Raw genomic sequence first — 13,288 nt, 5'->3', positions numbered from 1 at the left:
AAAAAATTAAAAGAATTTACTGTAAAGAAAAAACCAGTCTAACTTTAGACAGCCTCTTATTTATAATTTACAAATGTGTTATTTTATTCGGGCTGTGCCTGACTAGTATCGGGAACGTTACGTTTAATGTGCAGATAGAAATCCTTAAGATGTCACTAGGCGGGGTACATCTCCAAGTAGGCATTAAAATTGCGCATAACGATGTAGCAGCTGCTTAAGAAAACCTACGTATTACTAATTTTATCCCTAGCTCAATGCCCGTGTTAATGCTTTAAATTGAAGAGCAAGCAATGAAAGTGATATAATTACAATAGACGATTTGGAGATTAAAATAATTACACCAACGGGTTAGTGTTACTAAAATGTACTTTTCAGAAAAATGCTTATAAAATGTGATGGTAAATTTTACTTTGATTTTATTTTGACCGACAGTTGGTATTTCTCGATTGAGAATATGATTTGTTGTGAAATTATCAAAAAAAAGTGTTTTTATTTAAAATACTTTTATTTTCCGAACGCATTTCTTTTGATATTTTTATAATATCTGTGCGTAAAAGTCATTTAATCAACTTATTATGTTAATTTAGCAGTAAAATACCTATTAACCAAACTAAAAAAAATATGAAGACTAGACTTAAACCATCAGTTTTATTTATTATCAGTTTTATTTTATTTACTAGCTGCCAAAATGATAATGATAATCAGGACCATCCTCATAGTTCCTTATTTTTTATTGATTACAGAAATCTTGAAGGAGGCAAAGACGGAATAGCCGTAATAGAACTCGATCCAGAATCGACTGATTTTGGATCAATTAGTAGCAAACTGGAATTAGGTATTGGAGTTTTACCACACCATATTTATTATAACTATGACGCCAAAAAACTTTACACAACTGCATTGGGAGGGAGCTATCTTTACCAGATAAAAACTGATAAAGATCACAATGGATCTCCTATACTAATTAGTGCAAAAGCTATTAACACTGGAGAAAACACCGTAGGCGAAAACATATTTTTCACTAGTGACGGAAGGTATTTCATGACGTTTATGGGAGGGAGCGGAGGCTTAAAAGATGGAAGTATAGGTGTTTTTAACGCTGATAACCAACTTATAAAAACCATTAAAGCCCCGATTGAAACTAATCCAAATAAATTTATAATGTACCCACATGGGATTTCTATTGATGAAAAAAAAGGACTAATGATGGTATCCTCTACAATTCATCCAGATCTAACCAGTGGATTTGGAAATACTTGCACATTATTAGATATGAATACATATGAATTAAAAGAAACTTACCAAGTTGCAGACTCTTCAACTGATTTATCCAGTCCTGTGGAAGTTTTATTATTACGAGGAGAGTTTCCACAATATGCTCTTGCCACGACCATGTTAGGAGGAGATATCTGGATTGCTCCATTTAATGAGTCAACAGGAAAATATAATGCTTTTACCAAAGTGTTTGATGGATCATCACAAGGATTAGGCTGGGCACTTGAAATGTATATAGATACGAATGGTAAATTATATGTGAGTTTTGCAGAACCAGGAAAAGTACTGGTCTTTGATTTAAGTAACCTCCCTCATCTCAAACTTTTAAAAACGCTGAATGCTGATAAAGGGGCACATCACATGGCATTTTTCAAAACCAAATCAGGTAAAGAGGTTGTTGCGATACAAAATAACCTATTGAATCTTCCTAACTTAAATTCTGGAACAATCAGCGTAGTCGATATTCATACTGGCGAAACCTTGGGTACAGTCAATTTACGCACTCGTTATGGAATGCTCCCTGAATCGATTGAAGGAACAAACGGACCAGGAAATTATATGCACCACTAAATTAGCCCAAAGTATTTTTACATCTTAGACAAATTGTACCCAATATTAAGAAAAACTCTTGTAATACTACAGGAGTTTTTCTTTAGAATTAGGTTTACTTTTTTAAGTTAAATTTAAAAAGATAGAGAAGGAGGTACCTGATTTTCCGTCACTTTCCATTTTTATGGTACCACCATGTAGTTCTACAATTTGTTTGGTAAGATGCATACCTAGTCCAGTTGTGTGTTCACCAGCTGTTCCTACACGTTTTGCTTGGGTGAATTTATCAAATATATGTTCTTGTAAATTTTCTGGAATACCAATTCCATCGTCTTTTACAACTAGTTTTAGTTTATTATTTTCAGTAGAAGTGGAGATATCAATAGCTCCATTTTCATATGTAAATTTAAGACTGTTAGATAGTAAGTTATGGATTACTCGTTCAAATTTTGGACGGTCAATCTTAATTGTTTTGCCGAAATTAAGGTTCTTTACTAATGTAATCTGTTTTTGTTCAAGTTCCTTCGAAAAATAAGTAATGGATTCTTCAATTAGGCTATCAAAATCTTCATGGGTATAGAAGGCAGCTTCTTCAGTGACTTGCTCAGTGGTTAGGACGTCTTCGATAATTTTAAGGGCAAAGTCACAACTTTGATTTAAATAGTCTACCAGCTGTTTGTTTTCTATAAGTTTAAGATTGTTTTGAAGCATGTCGCTTATCATTCTTATGGAAGCAATTGGGTTTTTTAGATCATGAGCAGCCCATTGCATCGTTTGTTTTTGGATGCTAAGGCTAGAATTTAAATGATATATGATGTCATTTTGAGAAATTGTACCTACAAAAGTCTCTTTGTCATATACCATTAAAACGTTTTGCCCACTACTATCCATGACATTAAGTACATCTGTAATTTTATCCGTTTTGTAAACAACAGGTTTTTCGGTAAGGCAATCTATAATAATCGAGTGTTGTTTTTTTGCTAAATCAGAAGAGGTTAGGATACCAATAGCTTCATTTTCTTCCATTACAATAATTCCTTTCTCTATATATTCGCTGCGTCTTGCAGTTACAACACCTTCATAGGCATCTAATGTAACATAATCGTAATTTACAAATGGTGTTATACTCATAGTTAAAAATCCTTAAGTACTATATTTTTTACAGAAATATTTATTTTAAAATCTACACTTATAAGTTCGCCTTCTGATATATATGGGAAGACGTTTTTTTCTAAAATTTGTATCACTTTTTCTCTGTCAATCTTAGTAAGTATGTTTTTATTGACAAAAACAGTTTCTATATTTTTATTGCCAACATCGATAGTTTCAAAGCCATTTGGGACTAATAATTCAAATGATTTTGAAAGTCCAATCTTACCTTGAATAGAGTTTTTTGCAAGAACAAGTATATCTTGAAATGGAGGAAGTTTTATTTCTTCAAAGCTAAGATTAATAGTGTATGTTTTGTTTAAGTCGTTCATATTGTGAGTAGTAAAAAAAAGAAGTAGAGAAACAAATATACATTTAAATTTTCATCTTTAAATAAACCAAGCAAAAGCAATACTATTGACTTCAGATTTTTCTTATTTTGAGTATTTCGATTTAATGTAGTGTTATATTCCCTAGCTGAAATTATATATTGTTGAGATTGATATTTCCGTTAAATGAGCGTTTGCTTATTAGATAAATATAGTGTTTTAATGTAGTTTTTTTACGACGTATATAAAAAAAAGGAATGGGTTTTAGGATTAAAATAGTAATGAATAAATAATAAATCATGTACTAGTTTGGTTTTTAGTGATTTGTTACTGGTTTTTAGAAGGATAAATTATGTTAAATATAAATCATACTTTATGAATTAATGTGTGTTCATGCATAAAAAGAGAGCTAAAACATGCTAATTATCAAATAAGAAAGAAGCAAATTTTACTAAAATTAAAATAAATGATTCTTTATTTAACAAATTAGAAGCCACTTTTATAGGGTTTTTAAAATTTATTGTTGCGATATAACTGTAACATATGGAGTAGAAACAGCAATGAAAAAATGTTTAAGAGTTTAATTTTTTATAAACAGCTCCCATAATTTTTAATCCTTCTGTAAGTTCTTCTTTGTTTAGGGAGCCATAACCAAGTCTTAAGGAATTAGAAGGTTGATTATTTAAATAAAAACTTCCCGGCGGTACAATTTGAACTCTTTTTTGTTCAAGCAATGCAATATATTGGATGAGGTCTATTGGCTCATTAAATTTTATCCAAAAGGCGAGTCCTCCTGATGGTTTATTAAAACTAATGGCATTTCCGAAATTTTCATGTAAACAAGCTTCCATTAAATCACGTCTTTCTTTATAAATAGCGACGACTTTGCGAGCATGTCTTTTTATGGTTCCATCTTCCATTAACTCGGCTATGGCATGCTCAAGAATAGTATCTCCTTGACGATCAATTTGCACACGTAAGTTTACCAAAGATTCCATAAATGTTGCGGGTCCAGTTACGTATCCTATTCGTATTGCAGGTGCAATGAGCTTGCTTAGCGAACTAATATATATGACATTATCTGATTTTTCACTACTGGCTAATGCAAGGTTATTTCCTGCTCCAAAATGATATTCATGGTCATAATCATCTTCGATTATAGCAAAATGATATTTTAAGGATAGTTCTAGTAATTGTATTCTTCGTCCCGCTTTCATGGTAATTGTAGTGGGAAATTGATGATGTGGCGTAACATATACTGCTTTGATTTTTGTCTTACGGCATAATTCTTCAAGTTCCTCAACGTTAATCCCATCATTATCTATTTCGACTGTTTTTAAAATAGCTCCTGTTTCTCGAAATATCTTTTGAACGGCATAATAGGCGGGATTTTCGACTACCACAGTATCGCCAGATTTAATAAGAACTTTGGCAACAAGATATATTGCCATTTGGCTTCCTCGGGTTACACATATAGCATCTGGGTTTACATTAAGACCTCTATCTCTAGAAAGCATTAAGGAGAGCATTTCTCGAAGTTTATAATCTCCTTTTTCGCTACTATAACCAAGTAATCCCCATTTTCCTTTGCGCAGAAAGATACGCTTGTATGCTCTCGATAGCTCTTTGAGTGGGACTAGTCGGGTATCTGGAGCACCTTCATTAAAAACAATGCGACTTCCTTTGAGTGCGCGATCGGTAAGATAAAAAGGATTGTAATGTATGTGTTCAAAAGTGGCTGTCTTTTTTTGAACTGTTGGTTGCTGTTTTTTTATTAATGGTAAATTCTCAGATATAAATGTTCCTGATTTGTATTTACTCTCTAACCAGCCTTCTTCGATAAGCGCTTCATAAGCAAAAACAACTGTTTTTCGGTTTACTCCAATATCCTCGGCTAGAATTCTGGTGCCAGGTAAGGGAGTTCCTCTTTCAAGTCTTCCTTTAATAATTTCTTTACGGATAACGTCACTTATTTGTTCTACCAAAGTTTGGTCGGAATTAAACGAAATATTAAAAATAGTCTTCCAGGGTCTTAACATCGGTTCTCTTATTTTATTAGAATATCCTTTGGATTCAAATTTAGCTATTTTGTAGTGACTTCTTTCGTCTGGACCTATTTGTTTATCAAAACTGGATTAATTAAAGCCTCCTGTAATACGTGACATTTACTCTTTTATAAATCATTAATTAAAATTATTAAATTATGAAACACATTGAAATTGCTACATTAGATCATTTGGATGAATTTGCTGAATTGTTCAACAGTTACCGTGTTTTTTATAGACAACCATCTAATGTCGAAATAGGGAAAGTTTTTCTTAAAGAGCGAATCAGTAACAATGAAACAACTACTTTTTTAATTAAAGCTGATGGTAAATTTGTAGGATTTGCACAATTATACTCATTATATCATTACAAGACACTACAACGACAATGGCTGTTAAGCGATTTATTTGTTGCACCCAATTTTCGAGGTCGAGGTTTTTCTAAGGACTTAATTGATAGATGTAAACAATTTTGTGATAAAACGGATGCTTGCGGTTTGTTATTAGAAACTGAAAAGACAAACGAAATTGGTAATATTTTATATCCTAAATGCGGTTTCGAATTAGACCAAGATCATAACTATTATAATTGGTGGAAGAATGCTTAATTAGTTTTATGAATAGCTACGATAAATTGTAGTTTAAAAGAACTGTTCAAAATATTTTGAACAGTTCTTTTTTTGTATTTCTATTCTCATTTTTGAATGGATAATAAAATGAAGGTATAGATTGGTATTATAAAATTAAAAATCCACTTTATTGTTAGTAAAGTGGATTTTAGGTAAAAGGATTCTAATGTATAAAATTAGGCAACTAGTTTTTTGTTCGTTCGTTATCTTTCATAAACTTTTGAAAATTTTCTTCAGATGCAAAATAAGCGACATTTCCTTCTTGGTTTAATGACACAATATATGCCGAGGCTTTATCGATTTTTTCTCCAGTAAAAGGGTCTGTTGCTTTACGCACGCTTTCGTCGTTTGGAATACGTTCTACGCACATGGCACAACATCCGAAGTACATTTTCCCATTAAAGGGAACTTCCATTTGCTTTTTTCCCATGTGTTTGTCATTTACCATACATACCTCATCATTAGGGACGTGCTTCGCTTTATTAGGAGCAGTATTTTGTTGTACTGGCTGTTCTTGCTGAGTTTGTGCTACAATTTGTTCTTTGGTTTCTTTGTTTTTACAAGAAATTAGTACCGTTGCAATTGTGGCAATAATTAAGTATTTGCTATATGTTTTCATCGTTTTATTTTTTAATTTTTGTTCCTTCAATTATTTCTTCGGTGGCTTTTAGGAGTATGTTATCGCCTTCATTTAATTCACCAAAAACTTCGATTTTATCCATTAATGGTCGCCCTTTTGAAACAGGGATATTTTTTGTCATTCCGTTTTCGATGCGAATTACATACATACCAAGATTACTTTCGATCAAAGCTGTTTTTGGAATAAAAAAAGTTGCTTCTTTTGCCTGTAATGGTATCATTGCTTCGACTACCATTAAGGGTTTTAGCTCAGGATATATTTTCATTAAATCGGCTTCGATACGTTCAGAGCGGAGTTTGAAATCCAGCACTCCTGATTTTCGAGATATTTTTGCCATATACTTTTTCTGAGGTATCGAATTTACCCTGAAATGTACCGAATCTCCTAAGTTTAAATACCCTGTATTGGCTTCGGGAACAGAAAGAGAAACTCTTAGTTTTTTATTATCCTGAAGTACCAATAAAGGTTTGTCGGAACCTTTTCCCATTGGGCCAACATACGAACCTAAGTCGATGTTTCTTTCGGCAACGATTCCGCTAAACGGAGCTCGGATTACTAAGTAATCATTCATAATTTGGATTTCCTGATAGGCCGATTTGGCTGCTTCTAGTTGTGCTTGATCGGCTAGTTTTCTTGCTGTAATCTGGTCTAAAGCATCTTTGGCAATGGCGCCTTTTGTTTCATTGGCTTTGAACATTCGGTCGTAATTGGATTTTGTTGCAATGTATATTGCTTCTTGTGCTTTCCACTTTGATTTTGCCGATGCTAATTGTGCCTGAATCTCTGGTGCTTCGAGTACAAGAATAATTTGTCCTTTGGTTACTACGGAGCCAATATCTACAGGAAGTTTCTTGACATAACTGTTTACTTTGGCATAAATAGCTGTTTCCTGATCTGAGACTAATTCTCCAGCTAGTTTTAATTGTACTAATGGATTGCTTTTCTTGATGGATATTGTTTCAAAATTGGGCATCATCATCATTGGCATCGCGTCTGTTTTTTCGGCCTTTTTAGTTTCTGAATTGCAGGATGCAAATACAATTCCGATAAGGATATAATAGATTAGTTTCATATGTATTTTATTATTGATTATGATTTTGAATCATGGTGATTTCATGATTTTATTTTCTAATGTTAATCGTTGGGTGTAATTAATTTTAACACATAGAAACATAGATTTTGTTCTCTTAAAAAAGTCGTTTCACTTAGTTAAAATACACATAGCTATGTTTCTATGTGTTAAATAATATTTTTATGAATTACACCGGAGGGTTTGTCGTTATATAATGTGTACTGTTTTCGTCTTCAGGGTCTAATGATGGGGATTGCGTCGATGCTTTGCCTTGTATCCATACGAATACCAATGGTAATAACAACAATACACTAAATGAGGATGCGATTAATCCGCCAATTACGGCTCTGCCTAATGGTGCAACCTGATCGCCACCTTCGCCATGACCAATAGCCATAGGTAACATTCCAGCGATCATTGCCAGCGATGTCATGATAATAGGACGAATACGTAATGACGCTGCCTGAATGGCTGCCGTTAACGCATTCCCGTTTTGCATGCGTAAGGTTTCGGCGTTACTTATTAATAGTACGGCATTGGCAATAGAAACTCCTACAGACATAATGATTCCCATATAAGATTGTAGGTTTAATGTTGAGCCAGTAAGTTTCATTAATAGTAACGAACCTAAGATTACAAACGGTACGGTTGTTAGGATTACAAACGAAACTTTGAACGATTGATAATTGGCCGCCAACATCAGGAAGATAACCATAATGGCAATTAATAATCCCAATGCCAAGCTACTCATGGTTTCATCCAAAACGGGAACCATTCCCGAGATTTGAATGTTTACTCCTTTAGGTAATTCTCCCAATGATGCAATCGCCGCTTGTACATCTTTTTGTGCACGGCCTAAATCGGTATTATGAATATTTGCTGTAACTGGCGTATAAGCCATTGTTCCTAGATTGTAACTTTCGCCCAAAACTTTTGTTGGGGTTATTGTAGCTACATCACCCAGAACAGGTCGGTCGGAGTTTTTTCCTAACGGAACATTAAGTAATTCGTCCTTGCTGTTTAGTATATTTTGAGGTGTTTGTACTTGTACATCGTAGGCAATTCCCATCATTCCGCCTACCCACATATTCTTGCTGGTATAGCGCGAAGATGCTGTAATTGGTACTAATGAACGTGCAATGTCCTGAGCATCGATTCCTAATTGCGCCGCTCTTAACCTGTCGATATTAATTTCGAAAGCTGGATAACTTAGCGATTGCGGAATTTGCTGATCTCTTAAATAGTCGATTTCTTTTAGTTTAGCCAGTAATTTATTGGCGTACATGATGTTCATTTTTTTCATCATTCCAGAGAAACGAACTTCAATAGGCGTATTAGTTCCTTGACTAAGAATCTTTTCTGTTAGTTCTATTGGTTCGAAAGAAAAATGCAATTCTGGCATTTTTGCTTTCATGTGGTGACGAATTTTTTCTTTTAAATCATTGGTGTTTCCGTCAAAATCTTTTAATGCAATCTGCATCAACGCTTCGTGAGGTCCTGCGTTGTATAAGTAAATAGGGCTTACTGCAAATGAGGATGGATGCTGACCAATAAATACCGAAGAAATGGCAATATGGTCTTTGCCAATTACGGTTTCTAGTTCGCGTAAAACCTGCTTGATTTTTAGCTCCGTTTTTTCAATTCGAGTTCCTTCGGGTGCTTTTATGCGCACTTGAAACTGACTTGAATTCACGGTTGGCAATACATCCTTTCCTGTATTACTGTACATTATAAAAACACCTAATGAAACCAAGACAAAACTCGCAATCAATATAATTTTGCGTTTTTCCATTATGGATTGCAAGAACATTATAAAACGATTTTTAAATCGATCAAAACGGTCTTCTTTGTGTTCGTAATCTTCTTCTTTGGCTTTCATTAACCAGTTTGCCATTACGGGAACAAAGGTTTGCGATAGGAGGAATGATACAATCATCGAAAATCCAATAGCAAGTGCCAACGGCATAAATAATGAACCAGGGATTCCTGTCATCATAAATGCGGGTGCAAATACAGCCAAAATACAAAGCAGAATCAATAATTTAGGAAAGGCAATTTCGCGACAAGCATCCAGAATTGCTTTGGCTTTAGTTTTGCCCATTACAAGATGTTGGTGGATGTTTTCTATCGTAACCGTACTTTCGTCAACTAGGATTCCTATGGCTAGAGCCAATCCTGATAAGGACATAATATTGATACTTTGCCCGAATAATTTCAGGAATAATACGCCCGAAATAATCGAAATAGGAATCGTTAATACCACAATTAAAGCCGCTCTTTTATCACGCAAGAATAGCAATACCATTAATCCGGTTAATAAAGCACCTAATACGCCTTCGAGAATTAAACTTTTTACGGCATTGATAACATATACAGATTGGTCAAACTCATAAGAAATAGTAACATCATCTGGTAAATTATTCTGAATCATCGGGATGGCTTTCTTCAAATTTCTTACTACATCCCAAGTCGATGCATTACCCGATTTTGCAATATTGATATACACTGAACGTGCTCCGTTAATCAAGGCATAACCAGTTGTAATATCGGCTCCGTCTTTTACAGTTGCTACATCACGGATATAAACATTCTCGACTGCACCTTTAAAAATCGGAATATTTCCAAAATCGGCAACTTCTTTAATCGTATTGTTTGTAGGTGTTAAATAATTAATATCATCAATGTATATATTTCCAGATGGAGAAGTAATATTATTGCGGCTAATAGCTTCTACAATTTGCTCAGGCGTTAATTGATGGGTACGTAATTTATTCGGGTCGATGTTGATCTCGATAGTTCTAGGGCTTCCGCCAAAGGGTGGTGCGGTGGTTAATCCCGGAATTTTAATCAAAAATGGTCGAGCCGTAAAGTTGGCAATATCCTGCAATTCATTATTAGTTTTCGAATTACTCTTGAAAACCAATTGTCCAACAGGTTGCGACGATGCATCAAATCGGATGATGAATGGAGGCGGAGCACCCGGTGGTAAAAATACCTGAGAACGATTAGACAGTGCATTGATTTCGGCAATAGCCTGACCCATATCTGTACCTTCATAAAAGTTTATTTTCATTAAGGTAAGACCTTGAGTATTCTTGGTTTCGATGCTTTCGATTCCGCTTGTAAAGAGCATCATGTTTACGTACATCTTTGTAAAATAACCTTCCATTTGTTGAGGTGTATAACCATTAAAGGAATGGGCAATATACACGACAGGAAGATTCATATCTGGCAGAATATCTACCTTTATATCTTTGGTAGCTTTAATTCCGAAGAATAAAAGCCCTAGCACCATCACCATAATCGAGATGGGCTTGCGCAAGGCAAAACGTATTAAATTCATAATTTATGCTTTAGTAAATGGCGTTTAATAAAATAGACAGATCACCTTTGGCGGCAGCTTTAATCCATAAGGCTTGCCAGATGTTGTTTTGCGCTATTTCATAGTCTATTTCGGCTCTGTTGAGCGTATAGAAAGATTGAGTCAGATCTACAATAGTTGTTAATCCGTTATTGTATAGTGCAGTATGTTGTTGGTAAGCGGCTGTCGCAGCTTTTACTTGCGTTTTGGTTTCTTCAAAATTTTCAAATGCATTTTTTAATTTGTCATCTGCCAATTTTTGTTGTGCCACAAGCTCCTGATTCATATAATCATATTCTTTTTGCAAAGATTGGGTAATGAATTTTTGCTCTTTCTTTTTGGACGACTGACGGTATATATTCATCAGATTCCAACTTATGCCAACGCCAACTAGATAATTGCTGCGGTCTATGCCAACTCCATCAGAATAGGATTTAGAAAAGGCTGAATTATCTTGTACATAATTCCAATCGAATCCCGAACCCCGACCTTGAATTACGCCAAATGACGAAATAGTAGGAAGTCCAAGTGCTGATTGTAGTTTTTCTTGTTGCATGCTTTTTTGAACCGCACTGTTTTGCCATTCCAAAATAGGATGTTTACTAGTTTCTAATGGAGATTCAAGAAGTAGAGAAGGAGTTTTGTTGGTAAAAAGGCTATCCAATTCGTACTTACGATATTCTTCACCCATCATAACCGCCAGCGCTTTGGAGTAATCGAGTTCTAAATCATAAGCTTTTATTACTGCCGATTTAGTATTAGCAACTTCGGCTTTCGCCAAAGAAAAATCGACTTCTGGAATCAAACCGCTATTCGAACGGCTCTCGGTAGTTGTAGCCACAACTTCGGCACGTTCCAGATTTTTATCCTGTACAAATTTTACACGTTGTGCAGCCAAGAGATTTAAGTAAGCAGCACCAACTTTTACCTGATGTTGGAATTTTAGTTGATCCAAGTCTTTTTGAGCAACAGATTCATCGGCTTTGGCAATAGCAACCTGGCTTTTTATTTTACCAAAAGTAAATAGGTTCCAATTGATGTTTGCCAAGTAAAGCGAGCCAAAAGCGGCATTCCAGTTTTGTTCTTGCAAAGGCATAGAAGTCGATGCAACACCCAAACCACCAAAGCCATACATAGGTCCGTTTTGAGCGTTGATAGTTCCATAACTCTGTTGTGCCATCAAGGTGAAATCAGGTAAATATTGACTTTTTTGGTATATTACATTTTCTCTTGAAGCAAGTACCATTGCTTCTTTGGCTTTTATTTTTTCAAAATTCTGAACAGAACGTTCAAGAGCATTTGGTAAAGTTACGGTCTGCGCCAAAAGATTTCCAGAGGCAAAACCGATGAATACCAATGCAAAGAATTGCATTTTCATACATTAAATATTTAAAATTAAACAATAGAAGTCCCGTGCTATTCTTTAGAAACAGCACAGTGTATCAATTGAATAAAATCAAATTCGGTACACGCAATAATAAATGTAGAGTAAGGTATTCCTAATAGGAATCGTTGTAAATACGTATGAAAACCTAGCAGTTTTTACTTGCGGGAGTTCATAACCAAAAACAACTTTGAAGAAATGAAAAGGCAAGGCAACTCCCAAGTATTTTAAAGGAGGATTATCAGAAGATGCTTTTTGCGCCTTTTCTGTTATTTTTAATAATTTGGTTTCGTGCTTACAGCAATCTTTACGTATTTTTCCGTCTTTAAAAGCACATTTAGTACAAGGTTGACCTTCTTTATTTTGTGCGAAAAAATAAGTTTCTTGTTGAATTCCTTTGCAGATATGAGTATTCTTGGTAAAGCCACATGACAATACCAAGTAAAAAAAAGAGAGGAATAAGATTAATGCTTTTTTCATATCAGAGAGCAAAGGTTGCTATCTTCTAGCAAATGGTTGTTGCATAATTTTGGTAGATATTTGTAAGATTTACAAATTTTACTTTATCATTAAAGATATTAACCGCAAAGGGCGCAGGGGGATACGCAAGGTTCGCAAAGATTTAAAATCTTTTTAATCCTTTTATCCCGATAGCTATCGGGAGTGGCAGGAAAAATTAACCGCAAAGAGCGCAAAGTTTTTCCATGATATTGTCATTCTGAGCAGAGTCGAAGAATTATACGCAGAATTCGATAATCTGGGATAAGTTTGTGAGAACATTGAGTATATACTCTATGTGTCCGTTTTTCTCCATAAAGAAGTTAAGAAAATGCAGGTTTAGCATAATGAAACTTT

Annotated in this window: 10 protein-coding genes; 2 read left to right on the top strand and 8 right to left on the bottom strand. The window is 34.5% G+C overall.

Features of this window, described 5'->3' with window-relative positions; translation table 11 throughout:
• The first annotated feature begins 621 nt into the window (after positions 1–621).
• Positions 622–1,845, top strand: a complete 1,224-nt coding sequence (locus OIU80_RS01560; RefSeq protein ID WP_264285352.1) for a YncE family protein — start codon at positions 622–624, stop codon at positions 1,843–1,845.
• 102 nt (positions 1,846–1,947) lie between these two features.
• Here OIU80_RS01560 and OIU80_RS01555 read toward each other — a convergent pair whose 3' ends face one another.
• The 3 genes from OIU80_RS01555 to pdxR all read right to left on the bottom strand — a co-directional run bounded on the left by OIU80_RS01555 (position 1,948) and on the right by pdxR (position 5,341).
• A complete protein-coding gene (locus OIU80_RS01555) occupies positions 1,948–2,955 on the bottom strand; it encodes an ATP-binding protein (protein ID WP_264285351.1) in 1,008 nt (335 codons plus the stop codon).
• A 2-nt stretch (positions 2,956–2,957) separates the two neighbouring features.
• Positions 2,958–3,305, bottom strand: coding sequence for a hypothetical protein (locus tag OIU80_RS01550; protein ID WP_264285350.1), 348 nt, complete (start codon positions 3,303–3,305; stop codon positions 2,958–2,960).
• A gap of 569 nt (positions 3,306–3,874) precedes the next feature.
• Positions 3,875–5,341 (bottom strand): MocR-like pyridoxine biosynthesis transcription factor PdxR, encoded by a 1,467-nt coding sequence (gene pdxR, locus OIU80_RS01545; protein WP_264285349.1) that lies wholly within the window; start codon positions 5,339–5,341, stop codon positions 3,875–3,877.
• Between the two features lie 164 nt (positions 5,342–5,505).
• Between pdxR and OIU80_RS01540 the strand changes: the two genes are divergently transcribed.
• A complete protein-coding gene (locus OIU80_RS01540) occupies positions 5,506–5,955 on the top strand; it encodes a GNAT family N-acetyltransferase (protein ID WP_264285348.1) in 450 nt (149 codons plus the stop codon).
• Positions 5,956–6,160: 205 nt separating this feature from the next.
• On the opposite strand, the gene OIU80_RS01535 is transcribed toward OIU80_RS01540, so the two are convergent.
• The 5 genes from OIU80_RS01535 to OIU80_RS01515 form a co-directional block, all read right to left on the bottom strand.
• A complete protein-coding gene (locus tag OIU80_RS01535; RefSeq protein WP_264285347.1) occupies positions 6,161–6,595 on the bottom strand; it encodes a hypothetical protein in 435 nt (144 codons plus the stop codon).
• A gap of 4 nt (positions 6,596–6,599) precedes the next feature.
• Entirely contained in the window at positions 6,600–7,688 is a 1,089-nt protein-coding gene (locus OIU80_RS01530) for an efflux RND transporter periplasmic adaptor subunit (RefSeq protein WP_264285346.1), read from the bottom strand.
• A 187-nt stretch (positions 7,689–7,875) separates the two neighbouring features.
• On the bottom strand, positions 7,876–11,031 hold the full coding sequence (locus OIU80_RS01525; RefSeq protein WP_264285345.1) for an efflux RND transporter permease subunit: 3,156 nt from the start codon (positions 11,029–11,031) through the stop codon (positions 7,876–7,878).
• Between the two features lie 10 nt (positions 11,032–11,041).
• Positions 11,042–12,427 (bottom strand): TolC family protein, encoded by a 1,386-nt coding sequence (locus OIU80_RS01520; protein ID WP_264285344.1) that lies wholly within the window; start codon positions 12,425–12,427, stop codon positions 11,042–11,044.
• Between the two features lie 78 nt (positions 12,428–12,505).
• Positions 12,506–12,913 carry an HYC_CC_PP family protein gene (locus OIU80_RS01515; protein WP_264285343.1) on the bottom strand — a complete coding sequence of 136 codons (408 nt, stop codon included), beginning with the start codon at positions 12,911–12,913 and terminating at the stop codon, positions 12,506–12,508.
• Between the last annotated feature and the right edge of the window lie 375 nt (positions 12,914–13,288).

It is taken from the genome of Flavobacterium frigoritolerans (genome assembly GCF_025847275.1).
In the GTDB taxonomy this organism is placed as follows: domain Bacteria; phylum Bacteroidota; class Bacteroidia; order Flavobacteriales; family Flavobacteriaceae; genus Flavobacterium; species Flavobacterium frigoritolerans.
The sequence above is the reverse complement of the archived record's forward strand: the minus strand, read 5'-3'. Positions and strand labels throughout refer to the sequence as shown.

Coding starts and splice junctions, on each gene's coding strand:
- OIU80_RS01520 (WP_264285344.1), bottom strand. CDS start 12,427: ATGAAAATGCAATTCTTTGCATTGGTATTCATCGGTTTTGCCTCTGGA.
- OIU80_RS01540 (WP_264285348.1), top strand. CDS start 5,506: ATGAAACACATTGAAATTGCTACATTAGATCATTTGGATGAATTTGCT.
- OIU80_RS01525 (WP_264285345.1), bottom strand. CDS start 11,031: ATGAATTTAATACGTTTTGCCTTGCGCAAGCCCATCTCGATTATGGTG.
- pdxR (WP_264285349.1), bottom strand. CDS start 5,341: ATGTTAAGACCCTGGAAGACTATTTTTAATATTTCGTTTAATTCCGAC.
- OIU80_RS01555 (WP_264285351.1), bottom strand. CDS start 2,955: ATGAGTATAACACCATTTGTAAATTACGATTATGTTACATTAGATGCC.
- OIU80_RS01530 (WP_264285346.1), bottom strand. CDS start 7,688: ATGAAACTAATCTATTATATCCTTATCGGAATTGTATTTGCATCCTGC.
- OIU80_RS01560 (WP_264285352.1), top strand. CDS start 622: ATGAAGACTAGACTTAAACCATCAGTTTTATTTATTATCAGTTTTATT.
- OIU80_RS01515 (WP_264285343.1), bottom strand. CDS start 12,913: ATGAAAAAAGCATTAATCTTATTCCTCTCTTTTTTTTACTTGGTATTG.
- OIU80_RS01535 (WP_264285347.1), bottom strand. CDS start 6,595: ATGAAAACATATAGCAAATACTTAATTATTGCCACAATTGCAACGGTA.
- OIU80_RS01550 (WP_264285350.1), bottom strand. CDS start 3,305: ATGAACGACTTAAACAAAACATACACTATTAATCTTAGCTTTGAAGAA.